The organism is Gluconobacter oxydans DSM 3504 (assembly GCF_000583855.1).
GTDB lineage: Bacteria > Pseudomonadota > Alphaproteobacteria > Acetobacterales > Acetobacteraceae > Gluconobacter > Gluconobacter oxydans.
Genome location: NZ_CP004373.1, coordinates 1906371 through 1927412, shown reverse-complemented (window position 1 = coordinate 1927412; position 21042 = coordinate 1906371). Strand labels below are relative to the sequence as shown.

General features: G+C 59.1%; 26 protein-coding genes and 1 tRNA gene. 9 read left to right on the top strand and 18 right to left on the bottom strand.

Annotated elements, in window-relative coordinates; all coding sequences use genetic code 11:
* The first annotated feature begins 8 nt into the window (after positions 1–8).
* Complete coding sequence (locus tag GLS_RS08500; protein ID WP_226986554.1) at positions 9–404, top strand: hypothetical protein; 396 nt, start codon at positions 9–11, stop codon at positions 402–404.
* An 18-nt stretch (positions 405–422) separates the two neighbouring features.
* Here the strand turns inward: GLS_RS08500 and GLS_RS08495 are convergent, their stop codons facing one another.
* The 10 genes from GLS_RS08495 to GLS_RS08450 all read right to left on the bottom strand — a co-directional run bounded on the left by GLS_RS08495 (position 423) and on the right by GLS_RS08450 (position 8667).
* The gene (locus tag GLS_RS08495) at positions 423–761 is read right to left on the bottom strand and encodes a hypothetical protein (RefSeq protein ID WP_148295913.1); all 339 of its coding nucleotides are present in this window, start codon (positions 759–761) and stop codon (positions 423–425) included.
* A complete protein-coding gene (locus tag GLS_RS08490; protein WP_041111901.1) occupies positions 754–1149 on the bottom strand; it encodes a response regulator in 396 nt (131 codons plus the stop codon). The genes GLS_RS08495 and GLS_RS08490 overlap by 8 nt, the downstream gene beginning before the upstream one ends.
* Positions 1146–2201 (bottom strand): protein-glutamate methylesterase/protein-glutamine glutaminase, encoded by a 1056-nt coding sequence (locus GLS_RS08485; RefSeq protein ID WP_041111899.1) that lies wholly within the window; start codon positions 2199–2201, stop codon positions 1146–1148. The genes GLS_RS08490 and GLS_RS08485 overlap by 4 nt, the downstream gene beginning before the upstream one ends.
* On the bottom strand, positions 2198–3055 hold the full coding sequence (locus GLS_RS08480) for a CheR family methyltransferase (protein WP_041111898.1): 858 nt from the start codon (positions 3053–3055) through the stop codon (positions 2198–2200). Before GLS_RS08480 ends, GLS_RS08485 begins: the two co-directional genes overlap by 4 nt.
* Positions 3052–3480, bottom strand: a complete 429-nt coding sequence (locus GLS_RS08475) for a chemotaxis protein CheW (protein ID WP_041111897.1) — start codon at positions 3478–3480, stop codon at positions 3052–3054. Before GLS_RS08475 ends, GLS_RS08480 begins: the two co-directional genes overlap by 4 nt.
* Positions 3477–5525, bottom strand: a complete 2049-nt coding sequence (locus tag GLS_RS08470; protein ID WP_041111896.1) for a chemotaxis protein CheA — start codon at positions 5523–5525, stop codon at positions 3477–3479. The genes GLS_RS08475 and GLS_RS08470 overlap by 4 nt, the downstream gene beginning before the upstream one ends.
* Positions 5522–5881 (bottom strand): response regulator, encoded by a 360-nt coding sequence (locus GLS_RS08465; protein ID WP_041111895.1) that lies wholly within the window; start codon positions 5879–5881, stop codon positions 5522–5524. The genes GLS_RS08470 and GLS_RS08465 overlap by 4 nt, the downstream gene beginning before the upstream one ends.
* Positions 5878–6147 (bottom strand): STAS domain-containing protein, encoded by a 270-nt coding sequence (locus GLS_RS08460; protein WP_041111894.1) that lies wholly within the window; start codon positions 6145–6147, stop codon positions 5878–5880. The genes GLS_RS08465 and GLS_RS08460 overlap by 4 nt, the downstream gene beginning before the upstream one ends.
* A complete protein-coding gene (locus GLS_RS08455) occupies positions 6147–7622 on the bottom strand; it encodes a methyl-accepting chemotaxis protein (protein ID WP_041111893.1) in 1476 nt (491 codons plus the stop codon). Before GLS_RS08455 ends, GLS_RS08460 begins: the two co-directional genes overlap by 1 nt.
* Positions 7623–7737: 115 nt before the next feature.
* Complete coding sequence (locus GLS_RS08450; RefSeq protein WP_041111892.1) at positions 7738–8667, bottom strand: retroviral-like aspartic protease family protein; 930 nt, start codon at positions 8665–8667, stop codon at positions 7738–7740.
* A 203-nt stretch (positions 8668–8870) separates the two neighbouring features.
* Here GLS_RS08450 and GLS_RS08445 point away from each other — a divergent pair.
* Both GLS_RS08445 and GLS_RS08440 read left to right on the top strand, forming a co-directional pair.
* Positions 8871–8947: transfer RNA gene (locus GLS_RS08445), tRNA-Asp, on the top strand.
* A gap of 74 nt (positions 8948–9021) precedes the next feature.
* Positions 9022–9372, top strand: a complete 351-nt coding sequence (locus GLS_RS08440) for a DUF3147 family protein (protein ID WP_041111891.1) — start codon at positions 9022–9024, stop codon at positions 9370–9372.
* A gap of 7 nt (positions 9373–9379) precedes the next feature.
* Here the strand turns inward: GLS_RS08440 and GLS_RS08435 are convergent, their stop codons facing one another.
* Together GLS_RS08435 and GLS_RS08430 are read right to left on the bottom strand one after the other, a co-directional pair.
* Entirely contained in the window at positions 9380–10150 is a 771-nt protein-coding gene (locus tag GLS_RS08435; protein ID WP_041111890.1) for an ABC transporter ATP-binding protein, read from the bottom strand.
* A 4-nt stretch (positions 10151–10154) separates the two neighbouring features.
* Positions 10155–10994 (bottom strand): ABC transporter permease, encoded by an 840-nt coding sequence (locus tag GLS_RS08430; RefSeq protein ID WP_041111889.1) that lies wholly within the window; start codon positions 10992–10994, stop codon positions 10155–10157.
* Positions 10995–11128: 134 nt separating this feature from the next.
* Here GLS_RS08430 and queE point away from each other — a divergent pair, with 134 nt between their 5' ends.
* From queE to GLS_RS08415, 3 genes are read left to right on the top strand one after another with little or no spacing between them, the layout of a single operon-like run.
* Positions 11129–11770: a 7-carboxy-7-deazaguanine synthase gene (gene queE, locus GLS_RS08425; protein ID WP_041111888.1), complete on the top strand. Its 642-nt coding sequence runs from the start codon at positions 11129–11131 to the stop codon at positions 11768–11770.
* Between the two features lie 2 nt (positions 11771–11772).
* Positions 11773–12498: a 7-cyano-7-deazaguanine synthase QueC gene (queC, locus tag GLS_RS08420; RefSeq protein ID WP_041111887.1), complete on the top strand. Its 726-nt coding sequence runs from the start codon at positions 11773–11775 to the stop codon at positions 12496–12498.
* Complete coding sequence (locus GLS_RS08415) at positions 12495–13022, top strand: 6-carboxytetrahydropterin synthase (RefSeq protein ID WP_041111886.1); 528 nt, start codon at positions 12495–12497, stop codon at positions 13020–13022. The genes queC and GLS_RS08415 overlap by 4 nt, the downstream gene beginning before the upstream one ends.
* Positions 13023–13044: 22 nt before the next feature.
* Here the strand turns inward: GLS_RS08415 and GLS_RS08410 are convergent, their stop codons facing one another.
* Positions 13045–13944 carry a fructose bisphosphate aldolase gene (locus GLS_RS08410; protein WP_041111885.1) on the bottom strand — a complete coding sequence of 300 codons (900 nt, stop codon included), beginning with the start codon at positions 13942–13944 and terminating at the stop codon, positions 13045–13047.
* 186 nt (positions 13945–14130) lie between these two features.
* Positions 14131–14742, bottom strand: coding sequence for a CatB-related O-acetyltransferase (locus GLS_RS08405; RefSeq protein WP_041112798.1), 612 nt, complete (start codon positions 14740–14742; stop codon positions 14131–14133).
* A gap of 125 nt (positions 14743–14867) precedes the next feature.
* Between GLS_RS08405 and GLS_RS08400 the strand changes: the two genes are divergently transcribed.
* Complete coding sequence (locus tag GLS_RS08400; RefSeq protein ID WP_041111884.1) at positions 14868–15710, top strand: SDR family oxidoreductase; 843 nt, start codon at positions 14868–14870, stop codon at positions 15708–15710.
* A 16-nt stretch (positions 15711–15726) separates the two neighbouring features.
* Here the strand turns inward: GLS_RS08400 and folE are convergent, their stop codons facing one another.
* The 3 genes from folE to folP are packed head-to-tail and all read right to left on the bottom strand — an operon-like array spanning position 15727 to position 18091.
* Positions 15727–16401 (bottom strand): GTP cyclohydrolase I FolE, encoded by a 675-nt coding sequence (gene folE, locus GLS_RS08395; RefSeq protein ID WP_080691937.1) that lies wholly within the window; start codon positions 16399–16401, stop codon positions 15727–15729.
* On the bottom strand, positions 16398–17297 hold the full coding sequence (gene folK, locus GLS_RS08390; protein ID WP_041111883.1) for a 2-amino-4-hydroxy-6-hydroxymethyldihydropteridine diphosphokinase: 900 nt from the start codon (positions 17295–17297) through the stop codon (positions 16398–16400). The genes folE and folK overlap by 4 nt, the downstream gene beginning before the upstream one ends.
* Positions 17294–18091, bottom strand: a complete 798-nt coding sequence (gene folP, locus GLS_RS08385; RefSeq protein ID WP_226986552.1) for a dihydropteroate synthase — start codon at positions 18089–18091, stop codon at positions 17294–17296. Before folP ends, folK begins: the two co-directional genes overlap by 4 nt.
* Positions 18092–18219: 128 nt before the next feature.
* Here folP and GLS_RS08380 point away from each other — a divergent pair, with 128 nt between their 5' ends.
* Positions 18220–18576: a hypothetical protein gene (locus GLS_RS08380; protein ID WP_041111881.1), complete on the top strand. Its 357-nt coding sequence runs from the start codon at positions 18220–18222 to the stop codon at positions 18574–18576.
* Between the two features lie 35 nt (positions 18577–18611).
* Here GLS_RS08380 and GLS_RS08375 read toward each other — a convergent pair whose 3' ends face one another.
* Positions 18612–19370 (bottom strand): DsbA family protein, encoded by a 759-nt coding sequence (locus GLS_RS08375; protein ID WP_226986551.1) that lies wholly within the window; start codon positions 19368–19370, stop codon positions 18612–18614.
* A 232-nt stretch (positions 19371–19602) separates the two neighbouring features.
* Here GLS_RS08375 and GLS_RS08370 point away from each other — a divergent pair, with 232 nt between their 5' ends.
* Positions 19603–21021, top strand: coding sequence for a gamma-glutamyltransferase (locus tag GLS_RS08370; protein WP_193363803.1), 1419 nt, complete (start codon positions 19603–19605; stop codon positions 21019–21021).
* Positions 21022–21042: the final 21 nt, after the last annotated feature.

Here is a 21042-nt window from a genome sequence, read left to right as displayed (position 1 = left end):
CGGACGTCATGACAGCACCACGCATGCAGGTCACACGTTCAGAGGACGGCAAGACCATCATCCTGTCTTTCCTGGAAGGCAGTGGCGTTTCAGGCAGCATTGCCCTGGACGAGAAGCAGCTCTCCCAGTTAATCACCAGTCTCGGGCTGGCACATGCGAGCCTCATTGAAAAACAGCCGCCGGCACCTATTGCCGGTGCGCGCTTTACGCCGGTTTACACAACGAACTGGGCCTTGCAGATCGATGCCCTGACCGAAGGCTCCATGCTGGCTTTCCAGCACCCGGCTTATGGTCCGGTAGGGATCGTCTTCGGCCCGCAGGACGTCGAGCAGATCATTCGCGGCCTGCAGAAACAGCGAACCATGATCCGCTCCAACCCCGATGACGCGAGCAAACCGAGCTGACAAAATCCTTCCGGGAGTTCAGAAAAGTTCCATCTCCCCCGCCTCGGGGGAAACCTGAATGGCACCTGCCAGCAGACGCTGCCGAACCTCTGAAAGGGTCAGACAATCCACTATGGAGCGCTGAACCTGCACCTCCCTCACACCGCTTTCATGACTTAACTGCTCACAACACTGCGCCAGTTGGCCCAGAACCTGCGTAATCCTGTCAAAATCCTGCAGGTGCGTGGCACTCTCGCCCGAACACGCCTTCAGACAGGCGTCCTCCAGCCGGCGCAGATCCTGAAGGCTTGAAGACAGCTGCGCGCCCACGCCTTCCAGAATTTGCGGCAATGCCAGCGTCCCTGACGCCTCAGACACTGCAGATCGGTCCAAAAACGGCTTCGATACGGGATTTGAGCGAACTGGCCGTAAAGGGCTTGGCCAGGAAATTGTTCACCCCTTCCGCAATGGCCTGCTGAACCAGGTCCTTGCTGGCCTGTCCGGTCAGCATGATGAAGCCCGTTTTCGCAGTCCGTGCATTACTTCTGACCGCTTTCAGAAGCTCAAGCCCATCCATATCCGGCATGTTGAAATCCGAAATAATCAGATGAACCTGATTGCTTTTGAGATGTTCGAGCGCTTCCAGTCCATTCCGGACACCCGCAATCTGTACGAACCCGATCTGGCTCAGCGTATTACGCAGGATAGAGCGGATGGATGTCTGATCGTCGACAAGAAGGACGGACATGGAGGAGGCTGAAATCATGGATATGTCTCCAGAGAGCGACGTTCACAAAGATTGAGAATGGCTGGGCCAATGGCGGAAAGTGGAAGCTGCGTCTCGACAGCGCCCAGTTCGTATGCGGCCCGGGGCATGCCATAGATGACGGAACTCGCCCGGTCCTGACCGATTGTGGAGGCGCCGGCATGACGCATGGCCAATAGACCCTGCGCCCCATCGCATTCCATCCCGGTCAGAATGACCCCCACAGCATTTTTCCCGACTGTGGTGGCGAGGGAATAAAACAGTTCGTCCACCGAGGGACGGTGTCCGTTGACGGGTGGAGCCGCAACCAGCTGGCAGACATATTCTCCAGATCGCGCACCACAGCGGACGCGCAGATGGCGCTCTCCACCAGACGCGACATACACCGTGCCGGGTTTCAGCACATCGCCCTCTTCCGCAAGCCTGACCTCCGGCTTCACGATCCGGTCCAGACGACGTGCGAAGCTTTCTGAAAACTGCCGCGGCATGTGCTGCACGATAACCGTTGGCGGACAGGCCACGGGGAAATGCCCCAGAACATCCGTCAGCGCTTCCACGCCCCCTGTCGATGCGCCAATCCCGACGACAGTGCCTATCTTCGGAACAGTCCTGTTTGCAGAATCTGTAGCAACCGGCACAGGAGCCTGCTGCTTCATGGCCGCGGCCCGGACAATCGCATCTCCCAGCCCCGCAAACGGATCCTCGCCGTTAGCCGTGGTCGTTTTCGAATACCATTCCGCAGCTCCCATCCGGAGCGACTGCTCAACCAGTCCCCGGTGACTGGAAAGATGACCCGACACCATCACGACGGGCATCGGCCGCAACCTCATGATCTTTTCAAGAAACTGCAGACCATTCATGGACGGCATCTCGAAATCGAGCGTCAGCACATCCGGATTCAGCCGCACGATAAGATCACGCGCTTCAAACGGCGTTCCGGCAGTCCCCACAATCTTTACTCTGGGATCCCGGCGAAGTGCGGCCGCAATCAGGGCGCGGGTCGTCAGGGAATCATCGACGACCACGACAGTCAGGGGTTTTGCGCCACTCAAGAGCCCCTCCTGCCAGACGAAACCTTGCGATAGGCATTATGCCCGAAGCTTTCCATTCCAAACCGCTCAGGATGAGCGATACGCTCCGAGTGCCCCAGATAAAGCTCTCCCCCCGGAAAAATCCGTCCCGAAAGACTGCCCCATAGTTGATCCTGCGTTTCGCGATCAAAATAGATGGCGACATTCCGGCAGAAAATGGCATGGAAACAGGATGAAAATGGCCAGGGTTCAACCAGATTGAGGCGTCGGAAGCGAATCATCTCCCGAATTTTTTCGGACATGACGACCCGATCGTCTTCAAGCCGACAGGATGTCAGCACTCCGTCTTCAAAAAGAGCCTCGGTTTCTAGGGAAGCATAGCTTCCCAGGCGGGCCTGCTGCAGAACATCGGAATCTATATCTGTCGCCAGAATTTTCGCTTTCAGATGCGGAATGGTGGACAGACATTTTATGACTGTCATGGCGATCGAATATGCTTCCTCGCCACTCGAACAGGCCGCAGACCAGATCCTGAGTTCTTCTCCGCGTTCAAGGCGGCCATATAACTGCTGACGAAGCAGGGATTCCAGGTATGAGAAGTGGTGTTTTTCCCGATAAAAGCTGGTGACATTTGTTGTCAGCGCCGAAACGAGGTGCTGGCGTTCATCAGAACCTGCTTCGCTCATCAGGAAGGCACAATACTCATCGAAACAGCCAAATCCCTCCTGCCGGACACGGCGGGAAATTCTGGAATAGACGAGGCTCTTTTTCTTTTCCGACAGAGAAATCCCGGCGTAACTCTTGGCAATTCCAGCGATAATCCGGAAATTTCCATCAGAAATTCCGTCTGTCTCCAGCACAGAGATCGCTGTCATTGCAGACTCCCCTCAAACAGCGCGCCTACATTCACAGAGAATATCAGACGATCTGCTACAGGCTGGATTCCATTCAGAAAATATTTGAGATCATCGCTGGACAATTCAGGAAGAGGCTTGAATTCCTCATCATCCAAATCCGAAATATCTGTCACATTTGAAACGGAGAACCCGATAACCTTGTCTTTGTTTTTCAGAAAAATAATAGCTTTCTTCTCATTACTGTTCTCAGAAACGCCCATCATCCGGGCCATATCCACGAGTGGAATTACGGATCCCCGAACATTCACCACGCCTTCAACAAACGCCGGTGCTGCCGGAAAAGGCGTTGCTTTTGACCAGGTCTTGATTTCCTTGACAGCCGAAATCGGTATGGAAAATTCCTGATTTCCCAAAGAAAAAACCAGTGCTTTTTCCCCAATCATACTCTTTCCTCCAATGAACTTTCTCTTTTCTTCAAAAGCTCACCAAAGAGAAATTCCACATCCAGAATAAATGCTACGTTGCCATCGCCCAGAATGGTCGCAGTCGAGAAGCAGGCGATTTTTCGATAATTATCTTCGAGATTTTTCACCACAAACCTCGATTGATCGATAATCTTATCCACAATAAATGCCATTTTTTCTTCGTTTTCATTTTCGATAACGAAGCATATTTTCTGATTTTTCTTATCAGAAGGAACGCCCAGCAGGTCTGAGGCATAAATTACGGACAGATAACCATCCCGATAAGGGTATCCATATTTTCCTTCTCCAATATGAAAGGCCTTACTGTTATCGAATATTATTGTCTCCGAAACATTATTGATCGGAACGACAAAATCCTGCCCTTCCGATTTGAAGATAATGCCTTCGATAACAGAGAGGGTAAAAGGCAGAGAAATGGAAAATATTGTTCCTTTTCCCTTGGATGAACTGATGAAAATCCGTCCGTTGATCTGCTGGAGACTCTGTTTGACAACGTCCATTCCCACGCCCCGGCCTGAGACATCGGTCACTTCCGCAACAGTCGAAAACCCTGGCTCGAAAATTAGGGAATAGATTTCTTCCCGATCCAGCCTTTGACCCTTTTCAATAATCTTCTTTTCAACAGCCTTTTCGTAGATCCTGTCCGGGTCCAGACCGGCCCCGTCATCCTGAATTTCCACGATGATCCGACCCGAGCGTTGAAAGGCGCGCAGTCGGAGCAGACCCTCGGGGTCCTTGCCCGCCTGCGCCCTGACCTCTGGACTTTCAATGCCGTGATCAATGGCATTGCGAACCATGTGGGTCAGAGGATCGGAGAGCTTTTCAAGAATGGACCGATCAACCTCCGTGTCCTCTCCTTCCAGAACAAGCCGAACCTGCTTTTCTGTCAGTCTGGCCGTCTCCCGCACAACACGCCCCAGCTTCTGGAAGACCGTCTTGATCGGATAGGCGCGCATCGTAATGACGTTTTCCTGCAGTTCGTGGATAAGCTGCTCCTGCGCTGTGACCACACTCCCCAGAAATGAATCTCCCGGCACCTTGTTACGACGCATCTGGGATTGAATAGCCCCCTGGTTGATCACCAGTTCTCCAATCAGATCGACCAGTTTGTCGATCCGCTGGATATCAACCCGAACGGTCGCAGAATCCTTTCGCTCGGTTCCTTTTCGGACCGGTGGATCCGTTTTCTCTTCTGCAACCGGAGCAGATGGTATTGTGGTTTGTTCAGGTTCTTCCGGCACGGATGTAATGACCGCGTGCAGATCATCGCCACACCAGTCAAAAATCTCATCAATGCTCTCTCGTGACTTTTCTGTTGTCAGCAGAATTTGCCACGTCAGATAACTCTGGCCCGGTGAGATTTCGGCAAGAAGTGGCACAGCATCACTATCAACCTGTACCTTAATCTGCCCCAGACCTTCCAATGCCATCAGGATATTCCGGATGTCATCTCCGCGCTCATAAAACTCCGGGGATACGGTCAGAACAATTGAAAACTGCTGCTCACTGGGCGCATCGATTTCAATTTTCACCGGCGCAAAAGACATGCCGAAGATATCTTCCGTGCCGACCTCTTCAGAGGCCGACTCCGGTTCCGCAGCATCAGACCCGAGATAGTGCTCCAGTTCGGCAGTTATCTCCGGAGCAACCTCATAAGTGCTGGCTCCATTTTTAAAATCTGAAACGATATCCGACAGCGTATCCTTGCACTTGAGAAAAACCCTGATGCTCTCAGCATTTACGGACAGTTCTCCGGACCGGAAACGGTCAAGCACGCTCTCGAAGAGATGGGAGAATCTTACCAGATCTTCCATTCCAAAGGCGGCCGCTCCGCCTTTGATGGAGTGAACGCACCGGAAGATCGTATTGATCTTCTCTCCATTTTCCGGCTCTTCCTCAAGCGCCGTCAACTCTTCTTCCAGAAGCGTGAGTTGCTCGTCGCATTCATCAAAGAAAATCAGCCGGATCGCGTCCATATCATCGGTGAAATCTTCAGTGCTCATGCGCTGACCCGCCTCACTGCTGCAAGCAGCTTGGGACCATCGAACGGTTTGACGATCCACCCGGTCGCACCCGCTTCACGTGCGGCACGACGAAGATCGTCACCGGATTCCGTCGTCAGAAAAATGATGGGGACGTATTTTGTATCTGAGCGCGCTCGCAGGGCTCTGGTCAGTTGCAGCCCATCCATACGCGGCATGTTCAGATCCGTTATGATGACTGCCGGCAGAAAATCGGAAATTTTTTCCAGCGCTTCAACGCCGTCTTCCGATGTTTCCACCTCATAACCGTCTTTTCGCAGCTCTCGACTGACAAGGTCCCGCATGGTTCGGGAATCATCGACGACCAGAATATTCATGCGTTGCCCTGCGCCTCCAGAAGAAAATCTCCGCCCATCAGCTGAAGATTTTCTTTCATCGCATCAGAAATATTCCTGATTTCGAAACCGGCACCCTGCACCTGCGCCGTTCGGTACGCGGAGACAAGCAGCTGGAAACAGAGGCCACCGACCCGGCCAACCTGACTTCCATCCAGAACAAACCCCCTCTCTTCCTTTTTAAGGAGTTCCGAAAAAGGAACGGCGTATTTGGTGTCCAGTAGCTCAGGCAGCATCAGAACGCTCATCAGCGGAACTCCTCCCATCCTTCATCCGATGTCTGAAAGGACTCATTTCCCCACTGCGACGATGGAAGATCAGAGGCTGGCGTTTCGCTCTCAAAAAAAGGCTTTTCGGCGTCATGCAGGCTTTTCAGACGAAACCGCTGAAGGCTTCCGACGAGTTCCCTGGCTTCCGCGCTCAGATTATGACTGGCGGCCGTCGCCTCTTCGACCATCGCAGCATTCTGCTGGGTGTTCTGATCCATCTGGCTGACCGCAACGCTGATTTCCGAAAGGTCATTGGCCTGACTGCGCGCAGCCGTCGCGATTTCACCGATCAGGACGCTGATTTCGCTGACATTTTCCACGATGGATTTCATCGCGACCCCTGTCTCTTCGACCAGGGAGCTGCCCCGGCTGACCTGCTGCGTGCTTGAGGTAATGAGCCCCTTGATTTCCTTGGCCGCATCAGCCGAGCGCTGGGCCAGGGCCCTGACTTCGGCAGCGACGACGGCAAACCCCTTGCCTGCATCTCCCGCCCTGGCCGCTTCAACGCCGGCATTCAATGCCAGAAGATTGGTCTGAAAGGCGATGTCATCAATCAGGCCCAGGATCTGCGCAATATGGATGGAAGACTGCTGGATGTCCTGCATGGCCGCCGTGGCCGCCGCCATCACTTCACCCGACCGCTCGGCCCGGTCGCGGGTCTGGCTTGCAACTTCACTGGCATGGACAGACGCGGCCGCCGTCTTGCGGACAGTCTCCGTGACGTTCCCCACCGAGACGGTGGTTTCTTCAAGCCGGGCGACCTGAAGTTCCGTGCGACGGGCCAGATCGTCGGCAGCCGAGGCAATTTCCGCCGATCCGGAGGAGATCGTTGAAATGCTGTCATTCAGCGACACCATCATCTTCTGAAGCGACGATGCGGTATCATTGAAATCCTGCCTCAGCCGGTCGTACCGGTCCGGCAGAGCCTCTTCGAGACGAAAATCCAGTTCGCCATCGCGCAGACTGGCCATTGCATTCCCGAGAACCGCAATGACGCGCTCATGCTCGGTCGCTTCTTCTCTTGCCGACTGGCGGGCGTCTTCGGCCTCGATCCGCACAGCGGCAAGGGCCGACTGCGCCTGGCCGGTCATGGCGTCGCTGCGCTCGGCATGCGTTCGAGCTTCGCCGAGCAGGACCTGCAAGCGGATCAGGCTGGCTTCACGGACGTTCCGTGGCAGCGTTCCTTCCGACGCAAGTTGCCTCACGCCTCCGGCCAGATCGTCCCCGTAGGCCGCGACCTGAAAGAAGGCGACGATTCCAGCAACACAAAAGAGAGCAAGAAGAGCCAGTTCAGGAGAAACGGACTGCCAGCTACCTGCAGTATGGCTCCCCGCAGTCTTCAGGCGCCATCCCACCAGACAGACAGAAACAGCGACAGGGATGGCAAACGCCAGAAGCAGGCGCCTGCGCAACAGGGAACTCCGCTGCATGGGAACAAAGCGCATGTCGGACATGCCAGACCGCCTCCAGAAACACAGATCACACCACGGCAGCCGCATGCAGCCGACCAGATGCTTCCCTTCCTAGAGAACAGTTGATTGAAACTCCGTTAATGCCTCTCAGACTTCTTCAGTTGGCTGATGCTGGAATATCGACATCGTGCTGGACGAACATCCGGTGGCCCCAGCGGGGAATCCAGATCCGGTAATGCCGGAGAACATCCGCTCCCAGCAGGGCATCCGTATCGGGAAGATCACCCCCGACCCTCAGGACGACATCGCGAAAGACGATATCGCCCATCTGCAGAGTGTCGAAATGATGGCGATAATTCTTCACCGGATCCCGCGTGAGGCCATAACCGGTCGTGACCGGATCCTCCTCCAGCATCGCCCGCGTTACACCCGCAGCTCTTGCGCCATCCATACTGATCAGGCTGCTGGCTGCTCCCGTATCAAGAACAGCATCGGTCGCGTGGCCATTCAGACGGATATCCAGCGTAGTCTTCTGGCCGCCGTTATAGGGATGGGTGATGGGAACCGTGTGAATACGCCCCGTCCATCCCGGCGTCGGCGTTTCACAGTCTTCAGTTTCAACCAGGCGCACCCGATGAGACGGCATGTCCACGACCGTATCGTAGCGTCCCAGAAAATCACGCCCGAACAATCCCACGATCGGAAGGCCGGCGATCTTTCCGGTAAATTTCCCGGCCCCGGCCACAGCGATGTTCAGGGCCTTGGAGCTTCCCATGTCCAGCGTGCGGATTGTCATGACACGCGCGTACTCGTCACCCCCGACGCCACGGACGAACACGGTTCCACCTGTATCGTCCAGACCGAGCGGCTCCACGAAACTCTTCCCGATCGTGGTGGAGAAAGCCCCCGTATCAACAATCAGCGCGACGGGATGCCCATTGATCGCGGCACGAACGATGGGGCTTCCCCAGTCATTCAGAACCGGCATGTCACCGCTTATGATCAGTTTGCACTGACGCGGACCACTCTCACACCCGGCAAGAACAGTCCCCATCAGCAGAAGCGCACCCAGTCGGCCCAGCGTCATGACATCCCCGCATCTGTATCGATCCGTTACAAAGGACACATCCCATCCGGACCGGGCAAGGCAGTTTTTTTGGCCAGGTGAGCTTTTTTTTCAGAAAACCCTATTGCCACCCCCCGGGCAGGCTGATAAATCACCGCCACCGACCGAGAGGAAGCCAAACAGCTTCCCGAACGGAAGGTCCCAAGATGCTGAAAAGCAGCTTTGCGGGTGTAGCTCAGTTGGTTAGAGCGCCGGCCTGTCACGCCGGAGGTCGCGGGTTCGAGCCCCGTCACTCGCGCCACTCCTCTCCTGGAGTTGGCCACATTCCCAGAAAAAACAAATTCCGAAAACGATTGCTTACCTCTAGGTAAGGATATGGTTTTCTTCATTCTGAAATGTCTGATCTCGGGTGTTCTGATCGCTGCGGCCTCAGGCGTCGCGCGACGTTATCCGGGGGCAGGTGCCCTGATTGCATCCCTGCCGCTGGTATCGGTTCTGGGCATGATCTGGCTCTGGATGGAAAAACCTGACCGCCTCATCATGAGCCGCCATGCGGAAGCGACGTTCTGGTATGTGCTTCCGTCCCTGCCGATGTTTCTGCTCATCCCGCGGCTGCTGAGAGTGGAAGTGCCGTTCTGGGTGGCTCTGATGGCAGGATGTGCCCTTACGATCATCCTGTATCTCGGGACGACCTGGGCGCTCGCACGGTTTGGGTCAGGGAGCTGAGGGTGCCTCAGCCCGTGTGTTCCAGATAGACATCCAGAACCTCGTCGGGTGAGGCATCCATCCGGACATGTCCATTCTCCAGCCACAGGACACGCGTGCACCACTGCCGCATGATTTCGGGCTGATGGGTCGAGAGCACCAGGATCTCCGCCTTCTGGACGAGTTCCTCAAGCCGGGTGCGGGCCTTGTTCATGAAAATGCCGTCGCCTGCCAGGAACCATTCATCCATCAGCAGGATCTCCGGGGCAGACGCCGTGGCCAGACCGAACGCCAGGCGGACACTCATGCCCGCACTGTAGGCCTTCACCGGCATGTCCATGTAAGGCCCGAGCTCCGCGAAGTCCTGTACGTCCTGTTCGATCCGGTCGATCTGTTGGCGTGACAGTCCTTCATACCGGCCTTTGAGACGGATGTTCTCACGACCGGTCAGATCGGGATTCATGCCCAGACTGCTATCCAGCAGGGTCCGCATCGTTCCCTCAAGCCGGACGCGCCCGGCGACAGGCTCATAGATGCCCGCAAGTGCCCGCAGGAGCGTGGTCTTGCCAGCGCCGTTACTGCCGATCAGCCCCAGCCGCTCGCCGGAGCGCAGCGTGAAACTGATTTCCCGCAGCACGCTGACAATCGTGCGTTCCCGCTGGTCATGCATCAGATGCGCCGATGGCGAAGACGGTGCAAAGCGGGTCAGGGTCTTGCCGACCTGCCGTTTCAGCGAACGGCTCTGGCCATGATACAGCGGAAAATCGATACAGAGACGGTCAACAACGATACCTGGCATCACATCAGATCCAGTAGGGAATGCGCGACCGCATCCGGCAGAACAGGATGGCCGCCAGAAGCCACAGGAGCACGCTGTGTCCGAGTGCTGCGCCCCAGACAACCGCATCCACCGTCCGCCCCAGAAGAGGCGCGCGCACGATTTCAAGAAGCGAATAGAACGGGTCGAGCAGCAGATACTGACGCCCGGTCGTGATCAGCTCGGGCTTCCAGATGACCGGCGTCACAAAGAAGACAATCTGCATCAGGGACGCCACGATCGGTGCGATATCGCGAAACCGCGCGCCCAGCATCCCGATCAGCAGAATGACGCAGAAGCTGTCCACGATCCAGACCGGAAGGCTGAACAGCAGGCTCCAGATCTGGTGTGGCCAGATCCGGAAGACGGCAAACACAACCGCGACCACCACTATATTATGAAGCAGGATCAGCAGGTTCCGGACGATCACCTGCATGACGGGCAGGCTGGCCGGAATCCGCATTGAATGGAACAGGGGGGTGTTCTGCGTGAAGACCGTTCCTGCATCATTGACGACCGTCCCGATATATCCCCACAGCACGATCGAGAGCGACAGGAAGGGCAGATAGGTTCTCAGATCCATGTGGAAGAGGTAGCCGTACACCACACCTGTTGCGCCGATCATCACGGCAGTGGAGAGCGTCAGCCACAGCGGCCCCAGAATGGAGCCGCGATACCGCATCTTGATGTCCAGCCAGCCGAGTGCCGCGGCGAGCGGAAACAGCCGCAGACCTGCCCTCAGATCGGCTGCGGCAGAGCGGACAAGCCCCCATCCACGCTGGGGTTCAAGAACCAGAACAGGAGAACGGGCATTCATGTCTTCCATGCGCTCTCCCTACCATGAAAGCGTGTCCTGCCCATCCCCCCTGACGGCTGAAACCACCCTCTGCCGCCCTTGCATCAGGCTGGCATGATGATTTCCCTTGCATCCTGCGCCAACCTCGCCGACATGCTGCGGTCATGTCATATGCTGTGAAGGAAATGTTCGTGACCCTCCAGGGCGAGGGTGCACAGACAGGCCGCGCGTCGGTGTTCTGCCGCTTCGCCGGCTGCAACCTGTGGTCGGGCCGCGAGCAGGATCGCGCCACTGCGGCCTGCACGTTCTGTGATACCGATTTCATCGGCACGGACGGTGAAGGCGGTGGCCGTTTCGAAACCGCCGAAGCCTTAGCCAATACTATTGCAGCCTGCTGGACCGGCACAGCCGATGACAGCGGCCGACGCTATGTCGTCTTCACGGGCGGCGAACCCCTGCTCCAGCTCGATGATGCCCTGATCGGCGCCATAAAGGCCCGCGGCTTTGAGATCGCCGTGGAAACCAACGGCACCATCGCGGCCCCCGCAGGAATCGACTGGGTCTGCGTCAGCCCCAAACCGGGCGGTGCACTTGTGCAGACCGAAGGTGCGGAACTCAAGCTGGTCTATCCCCAACCAGAACTCCCGCCCGAACTGTTCGAGAAGTTTTCCTTCCGCCATTTCTGGCTCCAGCCGATGGACGGCCCCGACCGCATCGCCAACACACAGGCTGCCGTGGCCTACTGCCTGCGCCATCCGCGCTGGCGCCTGTCGCTCCAGACCCACAAGCTGATCGGAATCCCCTGACCATGACCATCAGCAGCAACACTGCTCTTGTCCTGTTCTCTGGCGGTCAGGATTCCGCAACCTGCCTCGCCTGGGCCCTCTCCCGCTTCGACCATGTCGAAACGGTCGGCTACGCCTACGGACAGCGCCACGCCATCGAACTCGAATGCCGCGAGACCCTGCGCAACGAGATGGCCGCTTTTTCGCCGGACTGGAAAGCACGCCTTGGGGAAGATCACACGATCGACCTCGCCTCCCTCGGCGCCCTGTCCGAAACGGCCCTGACCCGTGAAGCCGAGATCGGCCTGAGCGAAAACGGCCTGCCCAACACCTTCGTGCCGGGCCGCAACATCATCTTCCTGACCTTTGCCGCAGCTCTCGCCGTCCGCCGCAATGCACGGCATATCGTCACCGGCGTCTGCGAAACCGATTATTCCGGCTATCCCGACTGTCGGGACGACACGATCAAGGCGCTTCAGGTCGCCCTGAACCTCGGCATGGACCAGCGCTTCGTCCTGCACACGCCCCTGATGTGGATCGACAAGGCCCAGACCTGGGATCTGACCGAAGAGCTCGGCGGCCAGAAGCTCGTGGATGTCATCAACCGGGACAGCCATTCCTGCTACATGGGCGACCGCACGCACCGGCATGACTGGGGCTATGGATGCGGCACGTGCCCGGCCTGCAATCTGCGTGCCGAGGGCTGGCGCCGTTACCAGCAGAACCGCTCTGAAGGAGGCGCCGCATGACCGCAGAACTGGTCTTCACCCGACGCTTCTGCATGGGTCACCGGCTCATTACCGGGGCCAGCGAACGCTGCGCCATTCCGCACGGCCATAACGAATATGTCCGCGTGACGCTGCGCCCGGCGAAACAGGCCCGGCTGGACGGCCATGCGAACATGATCCTGCCCTTCGCCGAGGCCAAGACACGCTGGCACCATTTCGTGGACAACAGCCTCGACCACGCGCTCCAGCTTTCGGAAACCGATCCGCTACTGACCTGGTTCCGCCAGAACGAACCCGAGCGCGCCCAGCGCATCGTCGTCACCCCTGGCGATCCGACGACCGAGCTTATGGCTGCCCTCATGCTCGCCAAACTGACCGCCATCCTCGCGGATCAAGGCGACATTCTGCGCGTGCACGAAATCGAACTGGAAGAAACCCCGACCAACACCGTCCGTCTTGGCGGCAACCCGCAGCATTACCTGCCCACCGTTTCGCGGCCACCGGAACAGTGCTGGTGGAACAGGCCGGACGCCAGCATCGCCTGACATCCGGCCCGGAACCCGGGTCTCAGACCTTGTTGACCGAAGCGTCGTAGATCTCGTCGATCGTCCTGCCCAGCGTCGCATCGAACTGCGCATCATCCATCTGATGGCGCAGATCCCCGATCAGGGCCCGGGAGAAACTCGCGATCATCCGATGATTATGGCGCAGCTTTTCGCAGGCCTGATCCAGCGGATAGCCCCCTGACAGCGCAACGACACGGACCATGCGCGGATCACGAGCGATATCGTCATACAGATCAGGCACTTCCGGGATCGTCACCTTCAGCATGATCCGCGCGTCTTCGGGAAGCTTCTGAAGCTCCTCCAGAACATAATCATGCAAAAGCTGCTCGCATGCCTTCTTGTCCGGGCTCTTGATCAGCACTTCCGGCTCCAGGATGGGGACCAGCCCATGCCTGCGAACCTGTTCTGCCACCGCGAACTGCTGCTGCACGATAGCGCGAATCCCGCTCTCGGACGGCAGGCGGATCGTGGAGCGCTCCTTCGTGCCGTAAATACCCAGCTTCACTGCCCGTTCCAGCAGGTCATCCAGCCCCGGCATCGGCTTCATAAGCTGGACGCCGTCCGCTTCCGTTTCCAGGCCCTTGTCGATCTTCACGAACGGAACGACACCCCGCTCGCGCCAGAGATAGGCCGGGACCGGCTCGCCTTTCACGTCTCCATCCATCGTTCGCTCGAACAGGATGGCTCCGATCACCTTGTCCCCCGTGAAAGACGGCGCCGTGATGATCCGCACCCGCATCTCGTGCATGCGCGCAAACATCTCGCTCTCACCCGAGTAATCGCTTTCAGGGATGCCATACTGTTTCAGCGCACCAGGCGTGGATCCGCCGCTCTGATCCAGAGCAGCGATAAATCCGCCTTTTTCCGCCATCTGAGACATCATCGTTTCCGCGGTACTCATCAAGATCCCCTTCGATACAGGGAAAACCGTCACCACTCCCGAAGGACCCCACGGATCACCCCCTGTCGCGGCACGTTTCCCGACACAGCCCAATCGCACGGACACCCGGGGAGTTCCGGCACGACGGTTTCAAGAAACCGTACTGCAAGCCTGCCCTCTCATGAAGGCGCAACGCCACTCACCAAATCAGGATGAACCGTCCCCGGACCCGTACGGAGCATTTTCATAAAGGTCCAAGAACGCTTCGATATCGTCACTCATCAGACGGCCTGAGCGTTCTTCCACCAGCGTTTCCGGCCATTTCCACCATGCCAGCGCCAGCAGGCGCGCAATGACCGTTTCGGAAAAACGATAGCGGATCACTTTTGCCGGATTGCCACCGACAATCGCATAAGGCGGCACCGATTTCGTGACGAGAGCCTGTGCGGCAATGACGGCGCCATCCCCGATCGTCACCCCGGACATGATCGTGACATGCGCCCCGATCCAGACGTCATTGCCAATGATGACGTCCCCTTTTGAGGAGTGATCGTTCTCTCCCTCTGCAGCAGAAGGCCAGAAATGCGACAGGGTTCTGAAAGGATAGGTGCTGACCAGATCAGCGCGATGATTGCCCAGGATGATCGTGACACCGGGCCCGATCGAGCAGTAATCGCCGATGCTGAGCCCCGCTTCCTCCACTTCCAGAACAGCGGGCGCGCCATAAGTATGCGGGCCGATGTCCCAGCCCCATTCGTCGATCTGCGCCGCCAGCGCATAGCGCGTCAGGGCCTGAAACACGTTCTTTCCAAATGCCACGGGCATCACTCCTTCAGTCTGATGCCGGACATGCGGCTCTTCGTGCCGGGGAGAAAGAAACGGAACAACGGAACTGACCGGCGCGTTGGGATAAGGGTAACCTCCTCAGGCCGGAAAAGAACAGCATGAAAACCATCCTCATCACAGGCGCAGGTACCGGATTCGGGCATGAAGTCGCGCTGCGACTGGCTGCAAAAGGATTTGACGTCATCGCAGGCGTAGAAATCGCCGCACAGGTCCATGCCGTCACCGAAGACGCGAAAAAGCGCGGCGTCTCCCTGCGGGTCGAGAAGCTCGATGTGACCTGCGAAGGTGATCGCCAGAAAGCCGCAGACTGGGATGTGGACATCCTGCTTAACAATGCCGGTATTTCCGAAGGTGGCTCCGTCGCCGATATTCCAGCCGAAAACCTCCGTCGTCAGTATGAGGTCAATATCATTGGCCCCGTCATGCTCACGCAGCTCGTACTGCGCAAAATGGTCGCGAAGAAGAAAGGCCGGGTTGTCTTCATGTCTTCCGTCGCCGGTCTGACCACGGACCCGTTCGCCGGAGCCTATTCATCGTCCAAACACGCTCTGGAAGCCATCGCCTCCGCGCTGAGCCAGGAAATGAAGGAATTCGGAATCGAGGTCGCCACCGTCAATCCGGGACCGTTCCTCACCGGCTTCAACGACCGCATGTTCGAAACCTGGAAGAGTTGGCAGGACGATCCCTCCCGGCGCCTGTTCGATTACAGCAAGATCGCTTTCCCACACGAACAGTACGATCCGGAACCCGTCTTTGAGACGACAATCGGCGTTCTGACGGGTGCCATCGACACCTACCGGAACGTGGAACCGAAAGAGATCATTCCCCAGCAGCGCGAACAGCTGGACGCAATCTGGAACCAGAAAGCGACGGACGGTCTCGGCAAGCGTCCCGAACTCGTCCAAAAGGCTTACGACATCAAGCCTGCCACGCCGGTCTGAAGCCGGAAGAGCTGTCTCAGCCCCGCAGAAGCGACATGATTTCCATTCTGGCTGCGCTATCCCGCAGCCAGGTGCCGCGCGCAATGGACGTCACGGTCGTGGAGCCGGGCGAGCGCACGCCGCGCATGCTCATGCACATATGCTCGGCTTCGATCACGACCAGCACGGCTTCGGGTGCCAGAACATCTTCCATGCCCTGCGCGATCTGATCCGTCAGACGCTCCTGAAGCTGCGGACGGCGGGCAAAGCCTTCGACCAGCCGCGCAATCTTGCTCAGCCCCGTCAGGCGGCCACCTGCTGGCAGATAGGCGACATGCGCCTTGCCATAGACCGGCAGCAGATGATGCTCGCACATGGAATGAAAGCGGATGTCCTTGACGATCACCGCACCATGATGCCGGTCCGCCGAGAACTGTGTCTTCAGATGATCCCGTGGGTCCTGATGCAGACCGCTGAACACTTCAAGATACATCTTCGCCACGCGCTGCGGCGTGTCGAGCAGACCTTCGCGCTCCGGGTTTTCGCCCAGCGCTTCAAGGATCTCCCGTACGGCACCCGCAATCCGCACTTCCGCATCCGCAGGCAGCGGCAATGCTCCCATAGGGCGCAGTTCTTCGGAAGAAAGGCTGTCCTGACTGTCCGACAGACGTGCCGATGCGGCGGTCATGATCGTGGCGTTCAGGTTGGTCATGCGGGTTCAGGCTCCTTGATGCCCCAACGGCCGGTGCCGTCAGGTGCGCGCCGGGTCACATCCCCCGGGCTCCGCGGCAGGACTGCTAGCGCGTCCCGCACGCGACGTCCACCAATGACGTGATCTGGATCAATTTCTGCAAGAGGCTCGAGCACAAAAGCCCGCTCGAACAGACACGCATGCGGCAGCGTCAGCACCCGGTCCCGAACGTCCCGCTCCCCATAATAAAGAATGTCGATATCGACAGCCCGCGCCCCCCAGCGCACACCGGGCACACGACCCAGATCGGCCTCGATCGCCTTGCAGACCCGCAGAAGTGCATGAGGTTCCAGCGTTGTCCGCCCGGTGGCGCAGATATTCACAAACGCCGGCTGCTCCACCCCGCCCCAGGGCGCGCTGTCATACAGTGACGACACATCCGCGATCTCAAGTCCATCCAGCAGCGACAGCCGATCCACCGCCGCCGCCAGAACAGCCTCGCGCTCCCCAAGATTGCTCCCCAGCGAGAACGCAACCTCATGAACCCGGGCCTGCTCCACGGACACCGCCGTCCCTGAAACCGCATAAGGCACCGGCGCAGAGGGCTTGCGCACCTCGACCCGCACCCACTCCACACGCTCCAGCTTCGCCAACACGGTCTCAGCAATGCGCCCCGCCACTGTCTCGATCAGCTGCAGAGGCGGCCCCGTCACAATGGCCGAAGCGATATCGCACAGCGTCCCGTAACAGACGGCCTGCTGGTAATCATCGCCCGCAATCGCGCCCGACAGATCGGCCCGGATCTCGATATCGACCACAAAACGCTGCCCGATCCGCGTCTCTTCCGGCAGCACGCCGTGATAGCCAAACAGGCACAGATCCCGCACGAAAACGGAAGTCAGGACAGGAACGATCATCGGACATCCTTCAGAATCTGGCGCATTTTCAATGCATCCACATGCTCGCGCACATCATGTACCCGCAGGATACCGGCCCCCTGCTCCACTCCATACAGATTGGTCGCCAGCGTCCCCGCCAGCCGTTCGGAAGCCGTGCGCCCCAGAAAATGCCCGAACATCGACTTGCGTGACACCCCCAGCAGAACCGGCAACCCATATTCGGATTTCAGCTCCCCAAGCCGTGCCACGGCCTCGACATTCTGTGCCTGCGTCTTGCCAAACCCGACACCGGGATCGAGCACGATCCGTTCCCGAGCCAGTCCAGCCTGTTCTGCCAACTCCAGCGAGCGGTCAAAGAAACGCCGCCAGTCCGCGCGCAGGTCGAGCGCCGCATCCACCTCATACCGGTTATGCATCAGCACGGACACGGCATCCGAATCCGCCACCACGAATGCCATTTCCGGATCAGCCTGCAGTCCCCAGACATCGTTGATAACATTCACCCCGGCCTCAAGCGCCCTCTGGGCCACGAACGCCTTGGTGGTATCGACCGAAACGACGGCCCCTTCCGCCACCAGTGTTCCCACAACAGGTGAAAGCCGCGCCCATTCCTCTTCAGCTGGAACAGGCTCAAATCCCGGTCGCGTAGATTCAGCTCCGACGTCCAGCAGGTCGGCCCCATATGCCAGCAAGGTCCGTCCATGGGCCAGAGCCGCTTCAGGGCGCAGAAAACAGCCACCATCGGAAAAGGAATCCGGCGTGACGTTCACGATCCCCATCACTGCCACCGGCCCATTTCCAGTCAGCTTCATCCGACTTTCCTTCATCCGCGCCCTTATCATACGAAGATCCTCAGCATGGCTTTCGGGAACTGCGGCAGCATGATCGTGTTTTCAGCTCTGCCCCAACCCAATCGCGCCCCAGAAAGAAGGTACGCTTCATGTCCATCATCGATGACACTCCCTTCGAAGGCGAAGACCGCAAATACCAGGTCGCAACCGAACAGGCAGAAGCCGCTCTCCGTGCCCGGCAGATCGGGGACGACGCCCTGGCCGAACGCCTTCTGGACGCCGCCGAACGCACGGATCCCGAAGCGCTTGCCAATGTGCTGCAACGCGACATTGACAGCCCCGACAGCCGGTCCCCGAACCACAGAACGCCTCCTGCAGCATCCGATGACGAGGTCGCCGCGTTCACCCGCACGGTTCAGCCGGGTTCGGATGCTCCGTCCCGCGCCGGTATCCTTGACGGCAACGGGGACGCGGATGGCTCAGGCGCAGACAGCGAGAAACGCTGACACCTTAAAGTGCCCCGATCAAAGTGTCCGGAGGCTCACGCCTTGCGGGCACGCTCCAGAAACGCATCCATCTGGTCCGCTTCGAGCGCACCCGGAGCCACGGCCGCCGTACCGAAAATGAACGTCGGCGTTCCGTCCAGACCAACGGCGCGCCCCTGATCCAGATTGGTGTTGATCAGCGCCACGGTCTGGGGAGAACTCATGTCGGCCGTCAGCTTCTTCACGTCGATGCCATTGGCCTGGGCCAGTTCGACGATCCGTTCCATGCTGGGCTTGGTGGTGTCTGCCATCAGAGCGCGGCGCATGGCCTCATATTTACCCTGTGCGCTGGCGGCGAAAATCGCCCGCGTGTCGAGAACGCTGTTGTTGCCCAGAACCGGCACGACCTTTTCGACCAGCCGGACATCCGGATGACGGCTGAGGAAACTGTCCACCTCACCCATCATGGACCGGCAGTACGAACAGCGCGGGTCGTAGAACTCCACCACCGTGATCCTGCCATGCGGATTGCCCCGGATGGCGAAATCGGGCGCAGTCTGAAGCTCGGACTGATGCGCCTTCACGGCAGCAAGCGTCGAATCCTGCTTCTGCTCCTCGGCCTTTTCACGGATCGCACGGATGGCGTCCGTCAGGATGCTCGGATCGTTCTGCAGCGCATCACGCATGATGCCGACAATCTCGGCCCGCTGGGCAGGTGTGAAGGATGTCGCCGGAGCTGCCAGAGCCTGACCGCCCACAAGAAAGGCCATTCCGGCAACAACGGCAGACGCTGTGGCAAGCAGAGGGTATCTCAACGGAAAGCTCCGGATCAACTGAAGGAAAGACAGGACATCAGGTCCATACGGCATAAAGAAGGTCTGTGGCAAAGAGAAGACACCAACTCGCCTCTCCCACAAACAACAGATTCCCGTTATGAGGGAACAACAACCGGACCAGGACCCACGGCGCAGACCCGTCTGCCCGCGCCCGCCATCCGCGAAGGCCACGAGGCCGGACAGTCGTGACCAGACATTGGAGAAACGCCAGGTGGCGCATCGACAGCACCAGATTTCCACCCCGGACGCCACACAGGCCCGTCGCGTCTCTTCCCGCCTGCCCGCCTCACTGATGGCGTCGGTCGCCTCAGGCCTTCTGCTGGGCGCCTGCTCGTGGATCCCGGGCTCCCATCTCGTCGGCATCAGCGAAACATCCGCTCCCGCAGGCGGCAGCATCGGCACGGTCGTCGCTGACGAACCGCAGGCTGCCCTGGTCGGCCATGACGTGCTGGCCCGTGGCGGCAACGCAGCCGATGCCGCCACCGCGACGGCCCTGGCGCTCGGCGTCACCCTGCCGTCCCGTGCATCTTTCGGCGGTGGCGGCGCCTGCCTCGTCAGCCGTCCCGGCGAGGTGGCACAGTCCATCACGTTCCAGACCCGCGCCGGCACCAGCAAGGGCGCCGATCGTCCGGCTGCCACACCGGCCGACTTCCGTGGCCTGTATCTGATGCAGCTCCATTACGGCACGGTCGATTTCAATGATCTGATCGCCCCAGCCCTGAACCTTGCCAGCACTGGCATCACTGTCAGCCGCACGCTGGCAGCCGATCTGGCCGCCGTGCGTCCGGCCCTTCTGGCCGATGACGGTGCCCGCGCCATCTTCGGCCGCGGCGACGCCTCCACTCTCGTGGCTGGTGACAGCCTGGCCCAGCCGCGCCTCGCAGGCTTCCTGGAGCGCATCCGGGTTGCTGGCGTCGGCGACCTCTATAACGGGGCTCTGGCTGACGTCTACGTGACCGCAGCCCAGAAAGCCGGGGGTGGCCTGAACGATGACGACATGCGCCAGACCCTTCCCCTCCAGACAGAAGCCCTGACGACCCGACAGGGCGGTGTGGACGCCTCGTTCCTGGCCCCGCCAGCCGATGGGGGCCTTGGAGCTGCTGTCCGCTACACGACCGGCGCCTCCGCTCAGGGCACTGTCGCCGCATGGCGCGCCTCCGGAAACACATCGCTCGCCGCCGCCCAGGCGGCTCTCAACAGCGGCCGTTCCGGTGGCGGCTCCCTTCCGGCCCTTCCGGCTTCGACGTCCTTTGTCGTGACCGACCATTCCGGCATGGCCGTGGCCTGCGTCCTGAGTGACAACAACCTGTTCGGAACCGGCCGTATCGCGGGCAGCACCGGCGTCGTGCTCGGCGCATCTCCCGCCCGTACGCCCCAGCCGCTGCTCTCTGCAGCCGTCCTGCGTGACCAGCGCAACCTGCGCGCCGTCATTGCGGCCTCCGGCCAGAACGAAGCTGCCGATGCCGTTGGAGACGCTGCCCGCGCTGCCGCACATGAAACCCCGATCCCCCATGAAGGGGCCGGTCGCATCAACGCCATCCTTTGCCACGGCAACGATTCGTGCCGCGGCTCCACGGACCCCCGTGCCGCTGGCCTCGCCGCCGGTACGACGAACGACAGCAGGAACTGACGAAAAAGCCCCGCCGATCCA